The sequence below is a fragment of the Staphylococcus caprae genome, assembly GCF_002902725.1.
GTDB classification, from domain to species: domain Bacteria; phylum Bacillota; class Bacilli; order Staphylococcales; family Staphylococcaceae; genus Staphylococcus; species Staphylococcus caprae.
The window spans coordinates 50,351-77,195 of sequence record NZ_PPRT01000001.1 but is presented as its reverse complement, the minus strand read 5'-3'; the positions used below and the strand labels follow the sequence as shown (position 1 = coordinate 77,195).

Genomic DNA, 26,845 nt, shown 5'->3' with positions numbered 1-26,845 from the left:
TTTCGTTGTCCCTCTCCCAACTTGCATTGTTTGTAGAATTTCTTTTTAAGAAATTCTCTATGTTGGGGCCCCGCCGGCAAGGATGGCTAGGATTGAAAGAAGCTTGATATAAGCGCACTTTCAATTCAGACATCTACTGCCAATATGTTAAAGAAGGTTGAGACAATTGATTATGTCCCAACCTCTTTTTATTTATAAATGATTCTTTTTACGTTGTTTAAATACAAAGAAAAGTATCAACACAATAAGAATAATTTGAGCAGTAATTGTTTCAATGCTTGGATAGAATCCAATCCAACTGATTGTAGGAAGTCCTTCAATACTATGTTGAGGCATCCAACCTAATAATTGTAATTTTTGAATACTTACACCTAACATTTTAAATGTCATGATAAAGATAAGTATTGAAAGAACTCTAAAGATATAGTGTACTGGAATTAATTTTACAATGAATCTAAACGCAAAGGCGAAGATGATTAAAATCACAATAGCTATTGCGATACCGATAATGAAGTCTTGAGTTTTAATACTTCCTATCATACCCATATAGAATATAATGACCTCGACACCTTCACGGAGCACTGAAATTAAACCAATCGTACCTAACAATACGAGATTACCGTTACTAATTGCATTCTGATACATCGATTGAATCATTTCATTCCAACGTTTCGCACTCGAGCGATTATGCATCCACACGCCGACAACGTACATCAAGATAACTGCAACAATACCTAGCACAGCCTCCATACCCTCACGTACAATACCATTGTTACCAATCGTTGCAATGAAGATGACTGCAAGTGTAATACTTAATATTAAACCTAGAAGCGCTCCACCAATAACGCTGGATGTACCTTTATGGTCTTTAACTTTACGTGTCATTGTTGTTAACGTCATAATAATAAGTAGTACTTCTAAACCTTCACGCAAGAAGATAATCATAACATCGACAAAGGTATAATCACCTGTTCCAACAGTGTCTTTGATATCGTTGTTAATATCTTTTAAACCATCTTTAACACGTTCTTTATTACTATGATCTAATATACTTTGATAATAAGGAATCTTGTCTTCAATCGTCGTATATAAGCTACTATTTTTTGTTTGGATTTTCCCTTCGACGTATGGCCAAATTTGAATGAATTTAGATAAGGCTTCGTCAGTTTTATTTAAATCGTTGTTGTTAATACCACTAATCGCTTTATCTAATTCGTCATTTAATTGCGTTACTTTGTACTTTCCATTATCTTCAGAAGACTGTTTCTGATCTACCGTGTCGATACTCGATTTAAAGGTATCCCATGCATTTTTAACTTTCTTAGTATCTAACGGATCCTTTTGAACGGCAACACGAAGTTGCATTAAATTGACTTCGATTGTGCCATATTTTCCTTGATCATAATTACGAATTACCGTCTCATGACTTGTCCATATTTGATTTAAGCTATTATTAATTGATTCTAATTCTGAACGATTTTTACTTTTAATCGCTTTTTGTATGGGCGCATCTTTCGCATCTACTGCTTGTTTAAGCTCTTTGATTTGACCTGACGCATCTTTAGAAGACTGAGAATCTTCATAAGCAATTAATGCTTTAGTCAATTCGGATAGCTTATCTCCCTGTGTATCTGAAGATTTAGCATTTTCAACTTCTTTTAATTTACTTTTAACTGCTTTACCTTCTTTGTTATCTTTCACATTTAAAGCATCAATTTCTTTTTTTACATTGCGAATCGCTTTTTGCTTGTCGCTATCTTTTTAAGAATCATCATTAATTGTTGATTTAGCATCTGTAATCGATACATATGCTTCACTCATTGAAGCATCTTCTGCATGTACAGGTGCTACTTTTAATACAGTTAATAATAGAATTAAGATGGCAAGTATCTTAATCGAATAATGTTTCACCGAGGTATCCTCCCTTTTTTACACCAGGTAACACGATAAATGTTGCGGAGGCACGATGTGTAATATATTCGTTTAATTTATCTTTATGACCTAAATGATTTTGAATATCAATAAATTGTTGTGTTGATTTTTGGAAGCAAATAAATAGTAATCCAGTTTCTAATGCACCCGTCTTCTCATTTGTTCCTGCAACATAGTTATAGGCACGACGTTTAATAGAAGTCTTGGCTTCATGCGCTAAGCGTGCATGTGCATCTTCAGGAATGACGTATTGACCACTGCTATCTTTTGCTTTCAAATCGAGTTCGTCAAACTCTTTCTTACCTGTAAGCGGCGCTCCAGATTGACGTTTACGACCAAACGTAGCTTCTTGTTCCTCAAGCGCAGTACGGTCCCAAGTTTCAATATGGATTTGAATACGACGAATAATACAGTATGTTCCATTTTTAGCCCATCCATCATTAATAAATACATAATCTTTATATTCATCAGTATGACGAGGATTAACTGTACCATCTTTAAATGCCATTAAATTACGTGGCGTTTCATGAAGTTGGCCTGAAACGAAACCTGTTTGAGACCATTTGACTTGTACAACATCTCTAAATGGACGTATTAAATTATGAATGGCATGGAATGTGACTTGATCGTCCATTGAACACGCTTGAATCATAATGTCTCCATCACTATAATCATCAGAAAGTTGATCATTTGGGAAGTGTGGTAAATCTTTATAGTCTTTAGGTATCTTATCTGACATACCTATCTTCTTAAGAAATGATTTACTTACGCCAAACGTAAGTGTGAGCTTACTTGCACTTAAACCAATCGCTTCACCTGTATCAACAGGAGGTAGTAAAGGATTGTTGCTTTCCTTTCCTACAGCATCACCATCAGTCATTTGTGCCGCCATCTTAGTCCATTGTTTAAACATCTCTTTAATTTCAGATTTATCTTTTGTCTTCAAATCTAAAGCGATGAAATTAATAGACCGCTGTGTTGGCGTAGTTATTCCAGCTTGAACTTTGCCATAGAACTCATATGCATCCTTCTCTTCATCTTCAGGTGTATCAAACATTGATTTAAATGAGAAGATACTTCCGACACCACTTGCTCCAATCATTACGCCAGCCCCACCGATGCCTAACATTTTTAAAAATGAACGGCGCGACATTTGCGATGATTGATCTTTATCTAATTTACTCATTCTGTAACCACGGCCATCTTACTTAACGGTTCACCTAAAGAGTTAACAGCATCAGATAATGCCTTTCTATCCTTCTTAGTTACTTCATTATATGATTTGTAACCGTCACCGTCTTTATATTTATCTAACAGTTTATTCACTTTATCAAAGTTCTTTTGAATATCAGCACTTAACTTTTTATCTTTCTTCTCTAATGTAGGTTTGAATAATTCATAAATTTTTTGTGCACCTTCAATATTAGCTTTGAAGTCGTATAAGTCAGTGTGTGAGTAGATTTCTTCTTCACCAGTAATCTTAGATGTTGAAACTTCGTTTAATAAGTCAACTGAACCTTGCAACATTAATTTTGGCGTAATATCTAAAGTGTCTGCTTTCGCATGTAACTCTTTCGCATCTTTTAATAACTGATCTGCATCTTTTTTAGTCGTGCTATCAATTTTATTATCTTGATATAATTGTTTTTCGATTTTATGATAACCAGTCCATTGATCCGCTTTTTTCTCTTCTTTCATATCAGCTAAACGAGCATCAATTTTAGGATCTAAATCACCAAATGCTTCTGCTACAGGCTCAGAACGTTCATAGTACATACGTACTTTTGGATACAATTCTTTCGCTTTTTGCATATCATTATCATGAATCGCATCAACAAATTTTTGAGTTCCTTTTAAGAATTGATCAAGTTGACCATCTGTATATTTCTCATACTTTTTAGTTGCTTCGTTTAATTCTTTTTTATTACTACTGTTGCTACTATTATTATTAGAACTTGAACTATTTTTATCGCTGTCATTATTTCCACATGCTGCTAATAACAATGATGATGCTAATAAAATCACTGGTAATTTCTTCATTACTTCACCTCATAAAATATTTAAACTATGTATTGTTTAGACATTCAATCACCCAACGAGATTCATGCAAAACTTCTCAATTGATAATCATTATCATGATAATTATATTCGTGGGTGTTATTTGTGTCAATAACAACTCTTTTAACTTTTTATCAAAATATCATTTTAATTTTTAAATGAGAAAAGGTACTTTATAAAGATAGTCATTTTAAAAAGTAAAATTACTGGGTAAACAATAATTAAGTAAATTTAGAACCAATGAATACATTTAACTATGCGAAGTTGATATATAAAACATTTGAAGGAGTGACTGATAATGGTTGAAAAATTCAAAGCTTTTATAGTTGATCAAGACGAGAATGGCAAAGTTTCACAAGAATATAAAACCCTAACAAAAGATGATTTACCTGAGGGAGATGTCCTTATCAAAGTACATTATTCAGGTATCAATTATAAAGATGCGTTAGCTGCACAAGATCATAATGCTATCGTGAAAAAGTATCCAATGGTCCCTGGTATCGATTTGGCAGGAACGATAGAAGAAACAAATGCACCTGGTTTTGAAGTTGGAGATAAAGTCATCGTCACAAGTTATGATTTAGGAGTAAGTCACTATGGAGGATTTAGCGAATATGCCCGTGTTAAATCAGAATGGGTGATTGAATTGCCTGAAGGTTTAACTTTAGAAGAAGCGATGATTTATGGAACAGCAGGTTATACTGCTGGTTTAGCCATTGAAAAGTTAGAAAAAGCAGGCATGTCAATTGAAGGTAATGAAGTGCTTGTAAGAGGTGCGACTGGTGGTGTTGGTACATTGGCAATGCTGATGCTAGATAATTTAGGATACGATGTTGTCGCAAGTACAGGTCGTAAAGATGTTGATAACCAACTAAAAGAATTAGGCGCCACTGAAGTAATTGACCGTTTACCTGATAATGATGATAAATCACTTGCTTCTCGTACATGGCAAGCTGCCATTGACCCAGTAGGTGGTAAGAACTTACCTTATATTGTTAAACGCTTAGATAATAATGGTAGCGTAGCTGTCATTGGTATGACTGGGGGCACGGAATTCGAAAGTTCTGTCTTTCCGTTTATTTTAAGAGGTGTGAGTATCATCGGTATTGATTCTGTATTTACACCTATTAAATTACGTAGACGCGTATGGAGACGATTAGCAAGAGATTTAAAACCTGATCAATTACATGATATCAAGCATATTATCTCATTCGAGGACATTCCTGATGCTATTGAAAAAGTCATTAATCATGAAAATACTGGACGTATTGTCATTGATTTCAATGCTTAAGTATAAATAATGTATGAAAAAGCGCGCGAGTGAATCTGATACCCACTCGCGCGCTTTCAATTTAATATTTGATGTACATTCCTTTTGAATAGGGTTCTGTACTTTTGAAACCGAACTTTTCATAAAGTTGATCTGCTGGATAATCTGCCATCAAGCTGACGTAAGTTCCTTTTTCTGCAACACTATCAATATAAGTCATAATTTCTTCCATTATTTTACGACCATAGCCTAAACCTTGATGATTTTTATCCACTGCGATATCTACTATTTGAAATGCGGTACCGCCATCACCAATTACGCGTCCCATACCTATTAAAGTTTCTTGCTCATAAATTGTGACGTTAAAGCAAGCATTGGGTAACCCCTTTTCAGCCGCTTCAATCGATTTAGGACTCATACCTGCGTTCACTCTTAAATCACAATAGTCTTGAACTTTAGGCGCCTCAAATTTAACTAATGCCATCCCTATTTCGTCCTTTCATTCAACTCAATACAGATATTGATTAACGATATCTTCATTAGATTCTTTAAAAATGTCGTTATGACTTGATACATAGCCTTCAGTAGCTGCCTCCGGATTTATATATGTTTTGGCTAAATTTGCAGCATTACCTGCGTCACTAAACGCACTTGCAATAAGATGAACCTTTGCATCATGATGCACTATATCTCCACAAGCATATATACCATCGACACTCGTTGTGGTATTTCCAAATCCTTTAACACGATATTCGTCATAAAGTTCAAATTGAGATGTACAATCTTTGAGTAGTGGATTCTCATGATCGAAACCATGACTAATAATCACCTCATCAAAGTCTTGAGTTTCTGTTATACCAGTCTCAACATTTTCTAATTGAACTTGACGGATGCGTGTCTCATTGTCGTCTCCGATGAGTTGCTTAATTTTAGTATTTGGCAATAATTGTACACCAAGATTTTCCAAAATCCTATTCATCGCTTCGTAACCACTCGTTTCTGCTTTTCGATAGATGACTGTAACACGATTGGCGATTTTAGCAATATCTCTCGCCCAATCTAATGCTGTATTGCCGCCTCCTGAAATGAGCACATTTTTGCCTTTAAATTTTGAAAATGATTGCACTACATAATGAAGGTTAGTGAGTTGATATCGTTCTGCTCCCTTAATATCAAGTGGTTTAGGATTGATTATACCTCCACCTATGGCGAAAATAACTGCTTTAGATTCGTAAATATGTCCCTCTTCTGTTTCAATTTCAAAATGTCTTTCTGAAACTTTGCGTATATCAGTTACACGTTCATTCAAATTGACTTTAGGTTGAAAATGCAAACCTTGTTGAATCATATCTTCAATAATTTGATAACACGGCTTAGGTGCCACGCCACCGATATCCCAAATAATTTTTTCTGGATAAATTTGCATTTTGCCACCCAATTTATCTTGCACGTCTATGATTCTAACTGACATCCCTCTTAATCCAGAATAGAAACTTGCAAATAATCCAGCTGGACCGCCACCAATAATTGTAACGTCTTCCATATGATTTCCTCCTATGATGTATGTAAATTACATCAGATATTCCCCAATGATAATAGTTATCATTTAACACACAATCATTATACTATAGTGAAATAGAAGAGTGAAAATATTAAAACGACGCTCATAAAATAAAAAACTCGTGAGTTCAATATCTCACGAGTTTACGTTAATCTCTGGGTTCTGTAATGATGGCTTGTCTGAGTAAAAAGAAGAGTAATAACAGTCCTGCAAGCATTCCAGTGTGTCCTATACCTGCAAAGCCTGCTAATGCTTCTGGAGAGTATTTAGCACCAACAACTTGTAGTGTGCCTTTAACTGTCATCATTCCAATTGTCACAATGACACCTAAATGATAAACGATGAAGAACCAATTAAATAAATAATAACTACTTAATTTAAATACCTTTTCAAGTGGTAATAATAGTAAGAACATAAACATCCCCAATATGAGTGTATGAGTATGTACAAGCGCTAATTGTGTATCGCCCGTAAAATGATGCGCTTTCGTTAATTCTCTATAATAAAAACCACTTAGTAATCCTATAATCATATAAAAAAGAAAAGAATATAGTAATCTACGCATGATGAGTCCTCCCTCACGATTATATTATAGAACATATTGTTAAATATTAAAGTGACAAAATCACGAAGAATCGTTGTGGTAATAATAAAAATCCCTGAAAAGGATTACTGAGATCCCCTCAGGAATTTTTAGCTAATACTTATTTTTTATTACGTGCATGTTTGAATAAAGCAACTAATGAAATAATAATTGCAAATATAGATACTATCCATAAAGCGATAGATCCACCACCAGTGGATGCTGATTCATCAGCTTTACTATTATTTGCGCTCGCACCTTTTTTCACTGTAGTCGTTGGTGCAGGATGTTCGCTGTCCTCTTTACCAGTCCATTTTACAACATCACCATTGTCATATGTTTGATATGCCTTCCATTTAAATGTACCTTCATCTTCTGGATTAGCTGCAACGATTGGGAATTCGATAAATTCATTAGGTCCAATACCTTTCCCTGTTGCTGTCCAAGTAATTTTAGTGATATTGCCTTTTTTATCTTTCTCGAAATGATGTTTGAATCCCTGTACTGGTGCAACATTCGCAACATTTACACCTTTAGGTACTTTTAATTCAACTTTTACAGTATTATCATCTTGTTCGACAGGCACACGCACATCGTATTTATCATAAGATCCTGGTTCACTTTGATTAGGATTTAGCGTGACATGGGCGTCAGCGTATTTAAAGCACCCTATTGCAAAGAATAAAATCACTGTCATAGATATTAATTTTCGTAACATCATTGTCCTCCTTAACCTGGAATATTAATTTGACTCATCATCACGCCAGCAAAGATTAATGCTATACCGATAATAAGTTCTATATATAATGTCGGTTGATTTACTTTATTTCTTTTACCTAAAGCTTTGGTTGTCTGATAGAAACCTAAAATCATCATGATTAAAGTACCAATCACTTTGATGATCATAAATATAGTCCAAGCTTGTAGATGACTCCAAATTGTCAGTATGTTTGTTTCATCTATCGCCATCAACACGCCAGAAATAATTAATATAGCTACTGCTGTGATATTTGTTCTTAACAACATCTGTCTCACATTAGTTAATTGATTTCCGCGTTCAGTTTTGGCATAACAGATGAGATAAATTAAGGCACCTAGCCATAATGTCATACCTGCTAAATGTAAGGTTCTTATGATGATAGACCATAAAGGTATATGTTGTGACCAAGCATGTCCTGACATCGCTATTGCTAATATCATCGCAAATGATACCAACCAGTACCATACTTTTTCCATATCTTTAAGTGTCATCAATATAAATAACACGATTAGAGCAATTGAACTAATAATATATGGAAATTGCATAATGACATCTGCTTTTAACGTTAAAATATCATTTAACACATCTGACGTGAGTGTCATCATGTAAACAATCATCGACATGAGTAATGTCATTGCCATTATCCAAGTAACGCCTACTTGTTTAGGTAAGACATTAAATTGTCGTAAACCTCGTCGTTTGGCAATACCATTTACCCAGAACAAGCCAACTAAAATAATTGTCGCGCCCTCTGTCAGATATCTAAAGACACCGAACCAAAAACTTGGTTGCGCATAAAAAGCATCTGAAGTGTCTACATTTTTGGCAGTCACTTTTCCAACAGAGAATTCAAATTTATTACTGACCTCGTGGCCATCAGCAGAAATTGCATGCCATTCAACCGTATTTGTTCCTTTAGCAATTTGATCACCAGGGAACTCTAAAGTTTTAGACCATCCTGAGGTCGTCGGCTTGACTTCACTGATTTTCTTACCTTTATCATTATATAATGTTATATTTGAATATTTTGCATTCACAGGTTCGTTATATTCCAATTGAATTTCTTCTGGCTTTTCTTTAACAACACCCTTTTCTTGAGGTGTAGTCTTTTCTAAAGTTGCATGTGCAGAAGCTTGATGTTCAAAGGCTGGAACCAATGTCATGAAAAATATAATTACCAATGCAATGATGTACTTAGACATCTTATTACGTAGTAACATTGAAACCTCCTCTTATATGTCCTTATAAATTTTGCCCTGTTTTCAATGATATAGCTTACATTTTTACTTAACAATAACAATTCTAATTTTTCACTATTTAGACAAAAAAGAAGGCAAGTTAGAAACCTTCATTAATACTGTTTCTAAACTTGCCTATAGATTAATTTGAATTATGCTTCTGCAAGTAATTCGTCTCTATCAACAGCTAATTGATTACGTAATAAATAAACGATGAGCATAGCTGCTAAAGCACAAAGTGTTTCAGCAATTAATAATGACCATACCACACCAGTTAATCCGAAAAGATGTTCCATTACAAATAGTACTGGAATGATTACAGTCCCTTGTAGTATCGCCATAATTGTGGCACCTCGTCCTTGACCTGTAGCTTGTAACATACCAGTGAATAAAAAGCCAATACCATTAAGAAGTAATGATGTCATAGTGACTTTTAACATGAAGGTCGCAAGATGAACGATGTGAACATCTGTACTAAATAATTGGATAATTTGATGACCGAAAAGTAATACAACACTCATACTTATCACAAAAATGATTGCAATAGAGATAATAACCGCTTTAATTGTATCTTTCATTCTATCTTTGTTCGATACGAAATTATATGCAATAAGTGGAATTACGCCTTCACTCAATCCCATAATAATTAACTCAGGAAATTGAACAAGTCGAAACTGTATTCCATAACTTGCAATCGCATAGTTTCCATATTTCGCTAAGAATAGGTTTAATACTAATCCAGTCACGCCCATTAATACGACCATCAAGAATGCTGGAATACCTATTTTAAAGATTTCAGCTAACATCTCAGATGTAGGTGTTGCATCTTTTAGTCGAAGTGATATCGATTCATTATTTTTTGAAAAGTAAATCACAAAAAAGAGTGCGGCAACTACATTAGAAATTGCTGTTCCTAATGCTGCACCAACGACATTTAAATCTAAACCAAAAATGAAGATAGGATCTAAAATCATATTTAAAACTACACTAGATAACATACCAATCATTGAAATAATAGGTTTCCCCACAGCGCGTGCAAATTGTTCTAAAATAAAGAATACAATGACGAAGGGTGAGCTTAAAAACATCACTTTTAAGAAGTTACTTGTATACGTTAATGTTTCACCGCTAGCACCTAAAATATGTGCGATTTGATCTGTAAAAGGTAAAGCTATCATTGCAATGATAATACCTAGAATAAAACCTGCATATGTTGAGAAGCTTCCTACATGTTTACCTTTACTGTAATCTTTTGCACCAAGTAAACGAGAGATAAATGTACCTCCACCGACGCCAAAAAGATTACCAAATCCCATTAACACAGCAAAAATAGGTGAAGTAAGTGAAATCGCTGAAATCATATGGCTATTATCTAAAAATCCTATGAAATATACATTTAAAATACCATAAATAACACTAAGTAATGACCCAATCATCATTGGAATTGAGAAGTGCATCATTGCTTTAAAAATTGGAGATTTCTCAAAATAATATAGTTGTTCGTCTTTCATTTCATAAACTCCCTTTTCTTTTTGTTTAGATACCTAATAATTAGATATCTAACTATATATTTAAAATTTAAGATTAGAACCTTTGTGCCACATACTAAAGTACAGATGATTTCAACACTATAGTTCTAATCTTGCATTTATTTTAAATTGTTCATCATTCTATCAAAATATTCTCTTAACTTTTCTTTATCATTGTCGGTGAAATCTTTTAACATATTCTCTTCAATCTCATCAAAGATTTTAATAAATGATTCAACCAGTGTAATACCTTCATCAGTGAGTTTCAAAAGTTTGCTTCTGGTATCTTTAGGGTTGACTTTACGGTATATGAGTCCTTTGCTCTCAAGAATTTTCAAAGTACTACTTACTGTAGATCCTTTTCGATCAAAGGCTTCTAATAATGTTTTTTGGGTCATTCCCTCTTCTTGATGTCGATAAATGTAACCAAGTGTATGGCTTTGTTCTTGAGTTATACCAAAGTCATCTAACCTTTTATCTGCGTAGTTCTTCATTTGATGTGCAAGACTACGAATCAAATATTGAAATGTTAAATTCATTGTTCCACCTCATTTAGTTAGATATCTAAGTAATATAATAGCACGTATATCGAAAACGTCAATCCGATATATTAAAGTTCTAATTTTCTGATAAATTAGTGCGTATTGCTTTTTACTTTGTCCACATAAAAAGTTTGGGCTATTACACCCAAACCTTTTCCTATTTATGAACTTTTTTCAACTTAATTAAAGTGCTGTATATCCGCCGTCCACTGTAATAACAGAACCTGTTACAAATGATGAAGCATCAGATGCTAAATATAATGCTGCGCCTTGTAATTCTTCTGGAACGCCAGGTCGTTTCATTGGCGTCATATTCATCCACGTATCTATCATGTCGCCACCTTTTGCAAAGTAGTCTTTAGTGAGTTCTGTTTTCATATAACCTGGTGCAATCGTATTGACTCGAATATTATGTTCAGCCCATTCATTCGCTAGACTTTTCGTAAGCATAATAACAGCTGCTTTAGATGTATTGTATGCAGCTTGTGGTTGAGGTGAATTAACAATTACGCCAGACATGGAAGATGTATTTACAATCACACCATGTTGTTGCTTGCGAAATACTTCACCTACCGCATTCGTTACAAGTACCATACTATTTAAATTCACGTCCATCGTTTTCTTCCATCTATCATAAGGCATATCTTCAAATTTCACATGCTCATTAATACCAGCATTATTGAATAAGATATCTATGTGTCCGAAAGTATCCATCGTTTCTTTGACCATTGCATTGACTTGTTCTAAATTTGTAACATCTACCTCACAAGCAATTGCTTTATTATCTGTTGCTTCTTCAAATTCTTTAGCAGTTTCTTGACCTACTTCCAGATTCATATCAGCGATGACTAAATTTGCTCCCGCTTCTGCTAAAGCTTTCCCCATTGCTTTGCCTAAACCAGATGCGCCTCCTGTCACAATTGCGACTTTGTCATCTAGTTTAAATTGATCTAATACTGACATCATTCTCCATCTCCTTGTCTTTATGTATAACAACATTTTAGCTTATTTATGTTCGTTTTCATAGTGTAAACGCTTACTTTTGTTCATTTGTATTTCTTTTAGTTCACCAAATATCATATATATGCTCAATGAATTTTTTTAAAATAAAAACAACGCTAGCTATTATTAAGCTAACGTTGTATTGGTCATATTAAGATGGTACTTCAGTACGTTTAGTGCTGTGTTTTCTAACAATGGCAGCAACTAAACTTGAAACAATACCGAAAATCATAAAGCCGATAAACATCCACATTGTTCCGTTTAATTCTATGGCTTTATTCATATATATAAGTTCTTTTAAGCTTGTAGTGTAATGAGTAAATGGATTCCAACCGTATGCCCATTTTTGATAGCCTCCAGGGAGCATTTGTTTTGGTAATGTAACCATTTGCATACTGAAGAACATGAGCAAGATAAAGATAGGTAATGATTTCATTCCTAACCAAACCATAATTCCTAAAATAAGTCCAACGAATCCCATAATTGCTAGAGCGATAAACAGCGCCACTCTATTAGGATGATCGAAGTGGAATCCTAAGACACCTTTCATAAAGTAAATATAAGCGAAACTTCCTAAGAATGCTGCTATAACAGTAGTAACCATTTGTCCTACTGAAGCGATAATTCTATGTTGAATTGCAAAGTTATTACTTGTTCTAAATGCAAAGAATAATAGAACGGAAGTAATCATTGAGCCCATCCATACTGGCATGAACATTAAGAATGGTGCATTACCGCTACCTTGATGGTCTTTAACTTTATTGACTTTTTGATTATCTACTTTAACTGGATTAGTAATACCTTGAATGTCTTTAGGACTTACATCTACATTTTGCTTTTGGAGTGTAGATAAACTTTGTTTTGTAATTTGTTTATTTAAGTTTTCACCGATGCCAGATAAAACGTTAGTCACAATATTTGATGCTTGTAAGTTAGAACCTTGGCTAACAATCGTTTTAAGATTTGCTTGTTTCACATCAACACTTTGATTACCCATTTTTTGTTTCATTTTTTGAGCTTGTTGTGCTGGAATTTCACCAGATTCAACTTTCTCTTTCATTTCTGATTTTTTACTATCCATGACAACTTTTTGAGTTTTACTCATCGCATTTTTTGAAAAGTCTTTTTCAAAGACAACTGCTCCGTAGTATTTCTCATTATCGAAACCTTTTTGCAAATCAGATTCTTTATCAACTTTGACCCATTTGATTTTATCTGAATCACTATCTAATAATTTATCTTCAATTTTTTTACCGATATCTACTTTATTACTTTGAATTGTTGTACCTTCGTCATTATTCACGATGGCAATTGGTAAATCTTTAGGTTTAGGATTAAATGCCGGATAAAATGCTAAAGAAAAAATAACTAAAATTACTATCGCAGCAATAGGCGCGAACCATAATAATTTACTTTTAAATATATTCATGAAATGACCTCCCTATTTTTATTGAACAATGTGTTGAATAATTTTCACGTTGTCTATTATAATAGGTAAGAACAATTTAACAATCATCAATTTATAGAGATACGTCTGTTATTGAACACATTGTTGTAAATTGTCTATTATTTTACGGGAGGTTATATTTAATTGAAAGAAGATAGGCGCATTAGAAAGACAAAATCTTCCATTAAGAAGGCATTTACAACATTATTACAGAACAAAGATCTAGATAAGATTACTATCAGAGACATTACATCTGAAGCTGACGTGAATAGAGGTACGTTCTATTTACATTATGAAGATAAATATATGTTGCTAACTGACATGGAAGATGAATGTATTTCAGAGCTTTCTCATCTTACACATTTCAACCATATAAACGGAGAAACTGTTGAAGAGATTTCTCAACTCTTTATTGAAAATGTACTGACAAAAATCCTTCAACATATTGATGATAATTTGGAGTTTTATCATACAATTTTACAGTTAGAACGTACAAGTAAACTTGAAGAAAAAATAAGTGAACTGATGAAAGAAAATATGAGTAGATATATGAGTATCAATCATGAAATCGATGGTATACCGGAAATGTATTTTCATAGTTATGTAGCTGGAGCTACAATTAATACAATTAAATATTGGGTTCTAGATCCTCATCGTATTTCAGTTGAAGAACTCACTCATCATATATATAAAATTGTTTTTAATGGACCATTACGTATCATGGCTGAATATAAATATCAAAAGAACAATGCTTAAATTAGACGCTTAAGAATCTAACTGTTAATCAAGTATAGAATATAAAAGATTTTGAAAGGAATAATAGTTATGATTACTGCTTATAAACATGCAAGTAGCAATTCAAATGAAATCATAGAAACTACAGTGGATCATAGCGCGTCATGGATTAACGTCGTTGAACCTGAACGTGAAGAAATCGAAAATTTAATGGAGTTTTACAATATTCCTGAAGACTTCATTCGTGACCCCTTAGATTCTGAAGAAAGCGCACGTATTGAATACGATGAAGATACAGGTTATTCACTTATCATCATCGACTTACCTATTGTCAATTCAACCAACCGACGTGTGTTGTCATTTGTCACAATCCCTCTTGGTATCATTATTGGTAATGGTATGATTATGACTGTTTGTGACGCTGAAAATGAATTCCTAGAGAATTTCGCACGACAAGATGACATTCATTTAAATTTTCATAGTCGCTTTGCACTCGAAATTTTATTAACGATTGCGAATCACTATAATAGGAATTTACGTTTACTCAATAAATCGAGAATCCGTATTGAAAAAGATTTGAAAAATAATATTACAAATAAACAACTATTTAAATTAATGGAAGTTGAAAAAAGTTTAGTTTACTTCTTAGCAGCTTTAAAAGGTAATGATACCATTATTAAAAAGTTATTCCGATTACCTGCAATTAAGCGTTTTGAAGAAGACGAAGAATTACTAGAAGATTTAGTAATCGAGAACAATCAAGCGATTGAAACAACCGAGTTACATCAACGTATCCTTGAGAGTATCACAACCTCGTATGCTTCATTACTCTCTAATGATATGAATACGATAATGAAGACATTAACGTTGTTCACAGTACTTCTCACACTCCCAACATTAGTGTTTAGTTTCTTTGGTATGAACGTACCATTGCCAATCGATGCGCATAGTTATGCTTCATGGGTTATTGTAGTAGGTATTTCTCTTATACTTGTTGCAATTGTAAGTATTTTCTTATGGCGCAAACAGAAATTATAGATTAAATATATGAATCATTTAAAACACGAATGCCTCAAAAAGACTGTAAGTTACAATCTTTCTGAGGCATTTTTATATTGTCTAACTCTATTAACAAACAACATGCTAAAGTGTCTGAAATCAAAGGTTCTAATATATCTGACTACATACCCATAATACGCATTTAATGGTTTTCAGTATTCACGTAATTTTAAAATCATGTGTAAGGGTATTGTTAAATATATGAATTGAGGTGAGTGAATCATGAAAGAACGAGGAAAAATTGAGAAACTATGGAGTGAAGAAAAATATCATGTTTTATTACATCATCAACATGCATATGACAATATTAGAGATATGTTAAAAGGTGACCCCTCCCTAAAAGAGGTCCAAAATGAAATTGCAAATGCATTAGCAATCACACCAACTAAAGGCTCTATTATTAATGCCTATGATCATATGTGGGGATATTTCAAAAAAGTAGCAACAGATGAAGAACAACACAAAGCATTATTATTAAAAAATAAATTTAATGATAATCAGCTCAATCAATTAACACTCCTTAATTATTTGAAAGAACTCGCAGACAAATATGAAGTGCGTTATCTTCAAAATAGTACTGTATTGAAACAATTAAAATAAGGCCAGGATATAATTATACCCTAGCCTTTACTGCAATTATGTACGTGCTATTTGATTCTGAAAAAAGATTTGGATTTCTAAGATGTGCCCCATATTTTTGATATAAGACTTGATGATAATAACTTTGATGTACTGACTCGTCTTATTGTTAATGGGTTCTAATAACTAAAACATTAAGCTGATATTTAATAAGTTATAAAACTTATCATGGCACCACAAGAATTGTTTTTCTTTTAAATTAATCGTACTTCGGGGGAGAGTAATTTAACTAAAAATTTTCTAATTGTTGCTACTAAAACAATTGTTGTTGATCGATTATACTTTAAATGTTCATAGATGTAGATTCTAGTTGTTTAATTAAAGTTGTTTTATACATTTTAATAATTTGTCTTTACATTAGTTTGTCTTGATGTTGATTCTGGTTGTTAAAGAAAGAATGTTCGTCTCATGATGTAATTGATTCTTAGTTGTTTGAACATTTTCTTATTCCATGGTGCCATTACTTTCTAGATGCCTATTTCTAAGATGATTGATGAATAAGTTTCGAGAAAATTATTAAGTATAACTGAATTCTTCTTGTTGTTTATTCTATTGGGATAGTTAAACAATTAAAGGTAGAAAAATATGTGTTGTTTTTGATGTTTCTTTTTTTCTGTTGTCGATTCTAGATGTAATAAACAAACATCGTACATTTAATTGCTGTGATTTCTCTCCAAAAATTAATTCAATTTAAAATTAATCGTAAATCGTCTAAGACTTTACATCAACTTCTTTTTTGAATTTACATTGTGTCGAAATCTATATTTATTATGTACCAAAAAATTCATTTGCACTCTATCTAAAATTTCCAAAATAAGAACTCTATATTCCTAAATAATTATTTGTATTGTACACTACTTATAATTTTGAATAGGTTGCTTAACATCACGAATAAAAAATTTTATTTTTCACTATTACTATTTCAACAAGAATACATTATAATAACATTTAATATTCAATAAGGAGCCTATTTCTAAATCATGACTTGTCTTTTAAATATATATAAACATCATCATTCGCCCCCTACTCGCAATATTAATCGAATCATTCTCATGTTTTCATTAACAAATGATCTTAAGATTACAATCAATGGAGAAACGAAGGATTTAGACAACCATATCGCTATTATTAATCAAACAGATATTTATTACGTTAATCAATCCTCGAATTTAGTTACGCTCTCTATACCTGTTTTTTATTTTTATAATGAAGATAATCAATTCTTTAAATGTTACTTTGACAGACATTTATTGCAATCAAGTGGTTTTGTTAAAAATATTATTCTACAATCTATCCATCGATTTATGAATAATGAGGAACAAGATAATCAAGCAATCTCAAAAATTATACAAACTTTATATAAAGAGTCAGTAATTAGGTACAAAGGAAAATATATTCCTAAAGTTGCTATCAACCATCCTATATTTGTCGAAGGTTTAACTTATATCCATACCAAAGTTTCAGAAATGTTATCACTACGTCAAGTGGCACAGCACTGCAATATTTCAGAATCATATTGTTCAAACTTATTCGTAAGATATTTAAATATGAACTTTAAAGACTACTTCACAAGTTTAAAAGTGATACATGCGATTAAATTACTATTATCTACTGATGACTCTATCAATGCGATATCTGAACATTCTGGCTTTAGCAGTCACACAAATTTTACAAACCAATTTAAAAATTATTTAGGATTTAGTCCTAAGCAATTCCGATCTTATATTTCTAAAATTGAATTAAACCCTACGATTCAATTTAGTAATGAAAGTTACTCAGAATTTAAAGATTTAATTAACCAATTTGAATTTAATGACCAACTCGCTACTGAAATTACTGAAAAAGATATTGACCAGTTTAATCCTAAAGATCGCACCAAAAGTTCTAAAGCGTTTATTCGTTTCGAAAACTTTAATGAGTTATTTCAGTTCGTATTCAATGAGTATTATGACATCGATTTTTCATACTTACCTCAACCCGTCGTATTCATTCAAGACATTAGTGACATTGTCGTGAGTCATATCAATTTCAATTTATTAAACCGTTGCTTTGAAAAGTTATTCGAAAAAGATATCGGCCTAGCCATGAAAATAAAAACTACACAACAATTTGAAGCTATTAATCAAGTGATATTGTCATTTTTACAAAGTAACCAAGATTACAAAACTAATAAAAAGTTAGTTAAACTCATGCTTGTCTTCGATTCAGAGAGCATGTCAGTCAATGAAATTCATCTATGTCATTTGAAAATTAAAAATAAAAATAGGGAAATCCGATATGGCATGACTGTGGAAGGCCTACTTCGTGAATCTGCGTCGATTGATCATACCTACGACATCATGAAACGTTTAAATTTCGACTATTATTTTATTGATATCGAAAATCTTGAAACTAAAAATTTATTATTAAATAAACGCAAAACATATCATCACTCATCTACACATTTTGAAAATTATAAACAGTTTATGTTAGATTCTGGAATCTCTTCCACAAGATTTGTCTATAACAATCTATCATTAAAATGCTTTAAATATACTAATAATGGCGCTAACCCTCTGCAATTATCAGATTTAGTATGTCATTTAATCGCTTTAATGAGATACGGTGGTGGAATTAGCTATCAACTTATTGATGACGATTCACAATATATTTCTTTATTCAATAGCTATGGTAGCCCGCTACCTTTAATGCATATCTACAAAATGGTTGCTTCATTTGTAGATGAACCATTGGAAGTTGGAAACAACTATTTGATGAGTCGTAAAGGCGGAAATTATCATTTTCTATTATTTAATAAAATTAATGACCGTTACTTATCTGATAGTAAGCAGAAATTCATTTTCAAAAATCAATTAAATGTAAATTCTCTCATCATTATTAATACTTTAAACAATGAACATGGTTCAATTCAGAACTTACTACCAAAAAGTAAAGAGTTATTATACATTGAACGAAGTATTCTTGAAGAATTAGATAAATGTAATCATCCTAAAACAGAATTGGCTGTCCAAGAGGAAAATCACAAACCATTTCAACTTACACTGAAACATGATGAGGTGAAATATATCTGCATTAAACCGTTATAAAAGTCAATAAAGCTTTGGTTTAATATCGTCTCCGATTGGATATATGAATGAATAAGGAGATGATGAGTGTGGATAAACAACAAGCAACTCAAGCAATAGAAAAAGTATTAGACAATTCAAAAGTCGGTGTATTATCAACTGCATATAATAATAAACCTAATAGTAGATATATGGTTTTTTACAATGATGATTTAACTTTATATACTAAAACAAACATTAATTCAGTAAAAGTGGAAGAAATTGAAGATAACCCTTATGCCTATATCTTATTAGGTTATAACGAGACTACAAATAATAGTTTTGTAGAAATTGATGCTCAAATTGAGGTTGTTAAAGATCAAAAAGTGATTGATTGGTTATGGGAAACTCAAGATAAGACGTTCTTCGATTCAAAACAAGATCCGGAATTATGTGTATTAAAAGTACAACCTAAATCAATTAAGTTAATGAATGATGATGATTTAGATACACCTATTACAATAGAAGTTTAACTGTTTATTCGAACCCTTTGTCATGAAATTGATGGCAGAGGGCTTTTTGATTATCAAAATGTTATCATTCTATGAATTTTTAACGTTTTTAATTTTAAAAATGTTTTAAATACAATTGCAAAGTGATTAGAAGTTTTGTATAAATGAAGTAATATAGATAAAGGAGTTTTATACAGCTATGAAAAATAAGAAAGCCTTAGGTTTCGGACTTATCGCAATCATGTTGATTGTATGTATTGTACTTGTCATTATGATGATGACTGGAGGTAAAAAAGATACGTATTACGGTATTATGAAAAATAGTACTACAATAGACAAAATGATTAGCGAAAAAGATGAAAAAATAGAGAAAAATGTTAAGTTACCATCAAATGCTAACGTTTCAGTGAAAAAAGAAGATTTTGTCATGATTTTCAAAGATGAAAAATCAGGTAAAATTACTAAAGTTAAAAAAGTAGATCATGATGATGTTCCACATGGATTAATGTCTAAAATACATGATATGAAAGGTATGCACCACGGCATGTAATACGGCCATACCTATATGATAAAAAAGACCTTGAAATGAAAGAATCTGTTTCATTTCAAGGTCTTTTTTTAGGAAATCTAAAAACTAAAGTTTCCTTATGTATACATTTGTCTTTGGACAAATGCATAAGCGAATCTAAAAACTAAAGTTTTAAGATTCGCTAAAAATGTCAGATATAAATTTTTATAGTGTTTTAAGGTACTCTTGGCCTTTTTCTTTATCGTAAACATTTTCCCATTTAGAAATAACAATTGTTGATAATGCGTTACCCATCACGTTAACACATGTACGAACCATGTCTAATAAACGGTCAATTCCGATAATTAATGCAAGACCTTGTGCTGGTAAATGCATAGAACCTAGTGTTGTTAATAAAACTACAATAGATACACCAGGCACGCCAGCCATACCTTTTGAAGCGATCATTAAAGTAGCCATCAACACGATTTGTTGTGTTAATGATAAATGAATATCAAACATTTGAGCCACAAATAATGCTGCGATAGATTGATATAATGCTGAACCGTCTAAGTTAAATGAATAACCAATCGGAATAACAAATGATGTCACATCTTTTGGTGCACCAAATTTTTCCATTTTCTTCATAATAACTGGTAGTACTGCTTCTGAACTTGAAGTTGAAAATGCAAGCAACAACTCGCTTTTTAAAATCTTCATGATTGAGAAGATACTTACTCCAACCATTCTTGCAACGATGCCTAATACAACTACCACAAAGAAGATCATTGCAAAAACAACTACAACTAATAATTTTAACAACGGAATTAAAGCTGATGCGCCAAATGTCATAACAGTAGTACATATAAATGCAAATACTCCAATAGGAGCGAGTTTTAAAATTTTATTAATCATCCAAAATACTGCTTCTAATGTACCATTTAAGAAACCTTTAACAGGTTCTGCCTTTTCACCAATAGCAGCTAACCCTAAGCCGAAGAAAACAGCGAAGAAGATGATTGGTAATAAATCACCTTTTGCTAAAGATTCAAATAAATTAGTAGGCACAATATTTACGATAGTATCAATTAAATGATTACCGTATGTTGTAGCTTGTTCAGCTGATTGTGCTGAAGATTGATATTTAGAAATATCGCCTTTAGGTAATTTATCAGGATCTAAACCTGAACCTGGTTTGAACAAGTTACCTATGATAATCCCTAACCCTATAGCGACTGTTGTTATAATTTCAAAGTAAAGGATTGCCTTCCATCCATAGCTTCCTACCTTTTTTGAATCCCCTAAATTCGAAATAGATAAGGCTAATGCACAGAATACAATCGGGATAATAATCATTTTAATTAAATTTAAGAAAATGTCACCAAATGGCTTAATGTAATTTGCTACATTATCTTGTCCAAATAATAAAAGCCCCGCGATGACACCTAGTACCAATGCAATAATAACTTGCGTTGGTAAACTTATTTTTCTCTTGAATAGAGCCATAATGCAAACTCCCCTTCATCTGACATCACCTAATTATATCAGATAAAATTAAAATATCTACATAAATTTTAACTTGGATAATGAATAAAACTTTTAAAGTTCCGCATGAAAAAACAATAAATATTGTAAAAAACACACGATTCCAACGTTTATTTGAAATCGTGTGTCATAAAATCAACTTATTTAGAGGGTTTATAATTTTTATCGAAATCACTATGTTTAGCTTTTTTGATACTTTTCTTAGTTTCACTATCAAAACCTTCAGAGAAAATACCTTTATTCGTACTTATCGGTTGAAGTACATAAGTCACATTGCGTTCGTCTTTATAAACAATTTGTTTATAATACATTCCTTTTTTCGCACTATATAAAGTCTCTTGTTTTTTGATTTTATCTTGAAGATGGTGTTCTTTAATATAGCTATCCATAAGTTCAATATTTTTATGACCTTGATAAGTTTTTAGCCCAAAGAAAAATACAACAGCTAAAATAAGAGAAATGATTAATATAATTATAATTCTAAAAATAACCTGTTTTCTACTCATGATAGAAACTCCTTTTATACTTATCTTGTTAAGTATGAACTAATTATGATTGTTGTTAAAGAGATTCATTCATATTGTAACAAAATGTTCTCATCTTACTTCATCAATAGCAAACTCATATTATAAATATTCTCTAATTTCATGAACAGGTAATCTAACAGAGCTATGTGCTTCTTGAGCTTTTTTACCAATAGCAATTGCTAACACAGGTATATATCTTTCTGAGTCGTAACCGATAATTTCAGCAATATTTTCTTTATCAAAACCACCAATTGGATTTGTATCATATCCATAAGCTTTAGCTGTGAGCATGAATTGCATTGCCATTAAACTACTATCGATATTTACAATATCTTTCATACCTTCTTTTGAAAGTCCTTTGTAATAAGGAAGAATCCATTCTAACATTTGCGTTTTGATTTCTTCAGTCATGTGTTGTTGGTCTACAGCATCACTATAAATTTGTTCCGCTTTTTCATAATTTTGCAAATCACCAAATATAATAATCATTGCTGATGATGTCGTCAGTTGTCTTGAATTAAATCCAAATGCATCTTTAAGTTTAGCTTTACCTTCATCACTATCAACAACGACAATTCTCCATGGTTGCATATTAACTGAAGAAGGTGCCTTTGTAGCTTTAGTTATGATTTCATCCATTTCTTCATGTGGAATTTTATAGTCACTGTCAAATACCTTTACCGATTTTCTTTCATTAAGTATTTCATTAAAATCATTTATTCTGCTCATATCTCAATTCCCCTTTTTCTATATTCGTTTGAGTTTTACAATCAAATAAATTTGATTCAATTGCACCCTAAATTTAATTTAAAACAATTTGATTATAGTGATGAAATCAGCACTTGACAAGTCATACACTTCATAATATTGTTACTTTAACAAGGAGAGATTTAATGTATGTAGAGAATAGTTATTTAAGTAAACAATTATGTTTTTTATTTTATGTTTCGTCCAAAGAAATCATTAAGAAGTACACGAATTACCTTAAAGAGTATGAACTTACCTACACAGGTTACATAGTACTAATGGCGATCGAAGATGATGAGAAACTTAATATTAAAAAACTTGGTGAACGAGTATTTCTAGACTCGGGAACACTGACCCCCTTATTGAAAAAGCTTGAAAAGAAAAACTATGTCGTTCGAAGCCGTGAAGAGAAAGATGAACGTAATCTCCAAATTTCACTAACAGAACGAGGTAAAGAAATAAAAAAGACTTTATCAGATATCTCGATGAAAGTTTATAGTGAATTTAATATCAATCAAGATGAAGCTAAAGAATTAATTGCGAACTTACAAAATTTTGTTTCTAAAAATTTTGATAAAAATCTAGAAAAGTAATACTAGCAGAGAAGAGACAAAAGTAGACTTTTTGAAAATCTTTGACACATTCAACTTCGGCATAAACGGCACAACTTAATAACAACAGTATGTATAGTAAGCTTTTGTCTTATTCTCTCGTACGAACCAAATATTTTTTTACTCATAATCCCTACTAAACTTATATAAATACCTCTTTTTTAAAAGTGTTCTTGCTTTACCTATTTCAACTCAATTTATATAATGAAGTTGAAATTTAGGTGTCCTATCGTCAATTGATTATCTAACACTTTTTAAGGGGTGGAGTATAATGAATAGTAATGAGTTCTTTAATAATAATTTTTTCAAAAATGATCCTAGCGAATTGTTTAAAGACATAGGCAAACAAGTCTATAATCAATTTTCATCAAGCGCCTTCCCTACAAATATTTATGACACAGACGAGGCATATATCGTAGAGGCAGAATTACCTGGCGTAAGTAAGGAAGATATTTCACTCAAATTTGAACAAAATATATTATTGATTAAAGCCAATAAAAAGCTTAAAAATGAAAGCCAAAAAATACAGTTAAACGAACGTTCAACTGGTGAATTAGAAAGACATTTTAAGTTCGATGACATTAATAAAGAAGCGATTACTGCTAACCATGCAGAGGGCGTTTTATACGTTACATTGCCTAAAGTCATCGATGAAGACGAGAAAGCGACAACGATTGCAATTCAATAAATAAAATTTAACCCTCAACTCTATCTAGAATTGAGGGTTATAATGTATATGCTTAAGCAATCGTATTTTAAACAAATAGTAAAATTAATTTGTCATATATTAGCTATTTGTCGTATATCGTTGAAATGTTAGAGATGTTTTCCTTTTTATATAAATGAATCATTGTCATTAACGCAATCAATGCGAATAACACAAGTAATCCAAAGGCAAGATGACTAGATCCTGTTAAACCAGTCACAAACGTGATGACTAAAGGTGGGAAGAAACCACCTAGTCCTCCCATCATTGACACGATACCATTAGCTGAGCCAGCTTCTTTTGAGAAATATGATGGAACTAATTTAAAGACAAGACCATTACCAATACCCGCACAAATACTTATCGCTAAGCAACCAATTGTGAAGTGAATCATACCATCAAATAAACTTAAAATCATGCCTCCTATAATCAGGAACATAAAGTCTATGATAAGCATTTTTACTGCATTAAATTTATCCCCTAACACCCCACCAAGTGGTCTTAAGAATGTTGCAAGTGCAATAAATACTCCTGAACGAATACCCGCATCTACTTTATCAATTTCAAAATGATGAACTAAATAATTCGGTAAAAATAGACCAAATGCAACAAAAGCACCAAACGTAATAAAATACCACAAACTTAAATAATATAATTTATAATTTTTCGATAACACTTTCATTTGTGACATTAAAGGTACTTTAACTTTCGCTTCTTTATTATCTCCCAATAAGAACATTAATACTGCAAATAAACCGATAATAATTAAGTAACTTCTTACTGTACTTTGCCAACCTATTAAACCAGCAAGAACAGGTGCACAAAAAGATGAGATCGCTGTTCCTATATTTCCCATTCCGTATATACCGTTAGCTAGTCCTACTTTATCTTTAGAGAAATATTTTGGTAAAGCCGTTACACCTACTGAAAAGATTGCACCACCTACTCCTAAGAAGAAGCCACATACCATAAGCATTGTCGTACTTTGTGCTTGTCCCAAAAAGAATATAGGAAATAGCAAAATAATAAAACTGCTAAAAAATACCCATTTAGCACCAATTATATTTGTAAGATAACCAAATGGTACACGCAAAACTGATCCTAAAATGACCGGAATAGCTAAAATCACAGATACTTGGCTAGCCGAAATTTGAATATCTTGAGTTATAAACGGCATCAATGGAGAAATAATACTCCATGCCATAAATCCAACTATTAAACTTAGCGTTTGTAATGTAAGCTGATAAACTCCTTTTTTCATGTTGTTTTCACCTTCATAAGATTTATAGTAAACAAATATTAGTACCGCGCCTATCATCTGATAAGAGGTCAAAATTAAAAGTCGTTAAAAGCGAATAAGTGATATAGACACAGTACTAATTACAATTTAATTTTAAGATGATTGTGAAAAAATGAACATAAGGATTTCCCCTGATTTAGAGCTTCTTTTTCCCTATAATAAATTGAGTTATTAATGTGCTGAACGTAGAGATGAGTTTCCTCTCTTTAAAGTCGCGACTCAGCCTTTAAATACAAAAATAGCTATGAAAAACCGTTATCGATTTCTCATAGCTATTTTTGGTTTGTTATATTCTTAAAAGTGAGCGTTCTACTCATTTAAAACTCAAGCAATTTCTTTTTCAACGCATATTCAACAAGTTCTGGTTTACTTTTAAGATTTAATTTATTCATTATATGCGTTTTATGTGCTTCGACCGTCTTTACAGACACAAATAACTTTTCAGCGATTTCTTTATTACCGTATCCTTTGGCAATTAAAGGCAAGATTTCAAGTTCTCGTTTAGACAAAACTTTAAATGGGTCTGATGAATAATTAACTTCTTCTTGGTTAGATTGATTAATAAATTCATTAACTAAAGAAGTGGTTAATTTCATATCAATATATGTTTCCCCTCTATATACCGTTCTCACAGCCAATATTAACTGTTCATCAGGCGCATTTTTCAAAATATAACCTTTCGCACCACTTTTCAGTACATGAAACAAATATTCTTCATCATCATACATTGTTAAAATTAAAATTTTTGTCTCTGGGAAGCTTTCAGAAATTTTGCTTGTAGCGACTAAACCTGATTCGCCAGGTGGCATACTTATATCTAATATTAAAACATCGGGTCTATACTCTAAGACCTTTTGATATGCTTCCACACCATCTGCTGCAGTTGCTACAACTTCCATATCTTCTTGATAGTTTAATATCATTGAGAATCCAGTCCTTACTACAGCATGGTCATCTGCTATAACAATCTTCACATTAATTCCCCCAAGA

At 32.1% G+C, this 26,845-nt stretch carries 25 protein-coding genes and 1 pseudogene; 9 read left to right on the top strand and 17 right to left on the bottom strand.

Features of this window, described 5'->3' with window-relative positions; translation table 11 throughout:
• Positions 1 to 192: 192 nt before the first annotated feature.
• From CD155_RS00355 to efeO, 3 genes and pseudogenes are all read right to left on the bottom strand, one after another.
• Positions 193 to 1,911, bottom strand: a pseudogene (locus tag CD155_RS00355) (FTR1 family protein).
• Positions 1,892 to 3,118, bottom strand: a complete 1,227-nt coding sequence (gene efeB, locus CD155_RS00350; protein ID WP_103212225.1) for an iron uptake transporter deferrochelatase/peroxidase subunit — start codon at positions 3,116 to 3,118, stop codon at positions 1,892 to 1,894. The pseudogene CD155_RS00355 and the gene efeB overlap by 20 nt, the downstream one beginning before the upstream one ends.
• Entirely contained in the window at positions 3,115 to 3,972 is an 858-nt protein-coding gene (gene efeO, locus CD155_RS00345) for an iron uptake system protein EfeO (protein ID WP_044466794.1), read from the bottom strand. Before efeO ends, efeB begins: the two co-directional genes overlap by 4 nt.
• A gap of 316 nt (positions 3,973 to 4,288) precedes the next feature.
• Between efeO and CD155_RS00340 the strand changes: the two genes are divergently transcribed.
• Positions 4,289 to 5,281, top strand: a complete 993-nt coding sequence (locus CD155_RS00340) for an acrylyl-CoA reductase family protein (protein ID WP_103212224.1) — start codon at positions 4,289 to 4,291, stop codon at positions 5,279 to 5,281.
• Positions 5,282 to 5,342: 61 nt separating this feature from the next.
• Here CD155_RS00340 and CD155_RS00335 read toward each other — a convergent pair whose 3' ends face one another.
• The 9 genes from CD155_RS00335 to CD155_RS00295 all read right to left on the bottom strand — a co-directional run bounded on the left by CD155_RS00335 (position 5,343) and on the right by CD155_RS00295 (position 13,904).
• The gene (locus CD155_RS00335) at positions 5,343 to 5,744 is read right to left on the bottom strand and encodes a GNAT family N-acetyltransferase (RefSeq protein ID WP_070871818.1); all 402 of its coding nucleotides are present in this window, start codon (positions 5,742 to 5,744) and stop codon (positions 5,343 to 5,345) included.
• A 24-nt stretch (positions 5,745 to 5,768) separates the two neighbouring features.
• A complete protein-coding gene (locus CD155_RS00330; RefSeq protein WP_103212223.1) occupies positions 5,769 to 6,803 on the bottom strand; it encodes an NAD(P)/FAD-dependent oxidoreductase in 1,035 nt (344 codons plus the stop codon).
• A gap of 166 nt (positions 6,804 to 6,969) precedes the next feature.
• Positions 6,970 to 7,386 carry a DUF2871 domain-containing protein gene (locus tag CD155_RS00325; RefSeq protein WP_070830255.1) on the bottom strand — a complete coding sequence of 139 codons (417 nt, stop codon included), beginning with the start codon at positions 7,384 to 7,386 and terminating at the stop codon, positions 6,970 to 6,972.
• Between the two features lie 139 nt (positions 7,387 to 7,525).
• Positions 7,526 to 8,122, bottom strand: a complete 597-nt coding sequence (locus CD155_RS00320) for a YcnI family protein (RefSeq protein ID WP_070871816.1) — start codon at positions 8,120 to 8,122, stop codon at positions 7,526 to 7,528.
• A gap of 11 nt (positions 8,123 to 8,133) precedes the next feature.
• A complete protein-coding gene (locus CD155_RS00315) occupies positions 8,134 to 9,384 on the bottom strand; it encodes a copper resistance CopC/CopD family protein (RefSeq protein ID WP_103212222.1) in 1,251 nt (416 codons plus the stop codon).
• Between the two features lie 170 nt (positions 9,385 to 9,554).
• Positions 9,555 to 10,913: an MATE family efflux transporter gene (locus CD155_RS00310; RefSeq protein WP_103212221.1), complete on the bottom strand. Its 1,359-nt coding sequence runs from the start codon at positions 10,911 to 10,913 to the stop codon at positions 9,555 to 9,557.
• A 137-nt stretch (positions 10,914 to 11,050) separates the two neighbouring features.
• Positions 11,051 to 11,470, bottom strand: a complete 420-nt coding sequence (locus tag CD155_RS00305; protein ID WP_002444006.1) for a MarR family winged helix-turn-helix transcriptional regulator — start codon at positions 11,468 to 11,470, stop codon at positions 11,051 to 11,053.
• A 186-nt stretch (positions 11,471 to 11,656) separates the two neighbouring features.
• Complete coding sequence (locus tag CD155_RS00300; protein ID WP_080981441.1) at positions 11,657 to 12,436, bottom strand: SDR family NAD(P)-dependent oxidoreductase; 780 nt, start codon at positions 12,434 to 12,436, stop codon at positions 11,657 to 11,659.
• Positions 12,437 to 12,626: 190 nt separating this feature from the next.
• Positions 12,627 to 13,904, bottom strand: coding sequence for a YhgE/Pip domain-containing protein (locus CD155_RS00295; RefSeq protein ID WP_103212220.1), 1,278 nt, complete (start codon positions 13,902 to 13,904; stop codon positions 12,627 to 12,629).
• Between the two features lie 162 nt (positions 13,905 to 14,066).
• Here CD155_RS00295 and CD155_RS00290 point away from each other — a divergent pair, with 162 nt between their 5' ends.
• The 6 genes from CD155_RS00290 (at position 14,067) to CD155_RS00265 (ending at position 20,461) form a co-directional block, all read left to right on the top strand.
• A complete protein-coding gene (locus CD155_RS00290; RefSeq protein ID WP_002444012.1) occupies positions 14,067 to 14,678 on the top strand; it encodes a TetR/AcrR family transcriptional regulator in 612 nt (203 codons plus the stop codon).
• Between the two features lie 69 nt (positions 14,679 to 14,747).
• Positions 14,748 to 15,695, top strand: a complete 948-nt coding sequence (locus tag CD155_RS00285; protein ID WP_002444014.1) for a magnesium transporter CorA family protein — start codon at positions 14,748 to 14,750, stop codon at positions 15,693 to 15,695.
• Positions 15,696 to 15,938: 243 nt separating this feature from the next.
• A complete protein-coding gene (locus CD155_RS00280) occupies positions 15,939 to 16,316 on the top strand; it encodes a DUF1722 domain-containing protein (RefSeq protein WP_070871813.1) in 378 nt (125 codons plus the stop codon).
• Positions 16,317 to 17,335: 1,019 nt separating this feature from the next.
• Positions 17,336 to 19,441, top strand: a complete 2,106-nt coding sequence (gene rsp / locus CD155_RS00275) for an AraC family transcriptional regulator Rsp (RefSeq protein WP_103212219.1) — start codon at positions 17,336 to 17,338, stop codon at positions 19,439 to 19,441.
• A gap of 62 nt (positions 19,442 to 19,503) precedes the next feature.
• The gene (locus CD155_RS00270; protein ID WP_241159062.1) at positions 19,504 to 19,932 is read left to right on the top strand and encodes a pyridoxamine 5'-phosphate oxidase family protein; all 429 of its coding nucleotides are present in this window, start codon (positions 19,504 to 19,506) and stop codon (positions 19,930 to 19,932) included.
• A 178-nt stretch (positions 19,933 to 20,110) separates the two neighbouring features.
• Positions 20,111 to 20,461 (top strand): DUF4889 domain-containing protein, encoded by a 351-nt coding sequence (locus tag CD155_RS00265; RefSeq protein ID WP_002444021.1) that lies wholly within the window; start codon positions 20,111 to 20,113, stop codon positions 20,459 to 20,461.
• Positions 20,462 to 20,644: 183 nt separating this feature from the next.
• Here CD155_RS00265 and CD155_RS00260 read toward each other — a convergent pair whose 3' ends face one another.
• The 3 genes from CD155_RS00260 to CD155_RS00250 form a co-directional block, all read right to left on the bottom strand.
• Positions 20,645 to 21,925, bottom strand: a complete 1,281-nt coding sequence (locus tag CD155_RS00260; RefSeq protein ID WP_002444023.1) for a cation:dicarboxylate symporter family transporter — start codon at positions 21,923 to 21,925, stop codon at positions 20,645 to 20,647.
• Positions 21,926 to 22,104: 179 nt separating this feature from the next.
• Complete coding sequence (locus CD155_RS00255; protein WP_103212218.1) at positions 22,105 to 22,470, bottom strand: DUF3139 domain-containing protein; 366 nt, start codon at positions 22,468 to 22,470, stop codon at positions 22,105 to 22,107.
• A gap of 120 nt (positions 22,471 to 22,590) precedes the next feature.
• Positions 22,591 to 23,220, bottom strand: a complete 630-nt coding sequence (locus tag CD155_RS00250; RefSeq protein WP_070830245.1) for a nitroreductase family protein — start codon at positions 23,218 to 23,220, stop codon at positions 22,591 to 22,593.
• Between the two features lie 164 nt (positions 23,221 to 23,384).
• Between CD155_RS00250 and CD155_RS00245 the strand changes: the two genes are divergently transcribed.
• Together CD155_RS00245 and CD155_RS00240 are read left to right on the top strand one after the other, a co-directional pair.
• Positions 23,385 to 23,831 (top strand): MarR family winged helix-turn-helix transcriptional regulator, encoded by a 447-nt coding sequence (locus tag CD155_RS00245; protein ID WP_002444029.1) that lies wholly within the window; start codon positions 23,385 to 23,387, stop codon positions 23,829 to 23,831.
• 289 nt (positions 23,832 to 24,120) lie between these two features.
• Positions 24,121 to 24,537, top strand: a complete 417-nt coding sequence (locus tag CD155_RS00240; protein WP_103212217.1) for an Hsp20/alpha crystallin family protein — start codon at positions 24,121 to 24,123, stop codon at positions 24,535 to 24,537.
• Positions 24,538 to 24,640: 103 nt separating this feature from the next.
• Here the strand turns inward: CD155_RS00240 and CD155_RS00235 are convergent, their stop codons facing one another.
• Both CD155_RS00235 and nreC read right to left on the bottom strand, forming a co-directional pair.
• Positions 24,641 to 25,816 carry a nitrate/nitrite transporter gene (locus tag CD155_RS00235; protein WP_103212216.1) on the bottom strand — a complete coding sequence of 392 codons (1,176 nt, stop codon included), beginning with the start codon at positions 25,814 to 25,816 and terminating at the stop codon, positions 24,641 to 24,643.
• A 356-nt stretch (positions 25,817 to 26,172) separates the two neighbouring features.
• Positions 26,173 to 26,829, bottom strand: coding sequence for a nitrate respiration regulation response regulator NreC (gene nreC / locus CD155_RS00230; protein ID WP_103212215.1), 657 nt, complete (start codon positions 26,827 to 26,829; stop codon positions 26,173 to 26,175).
• Between the last annotated feature and the right edge of the window lie 16 nt (positions 26,830 to 26,845).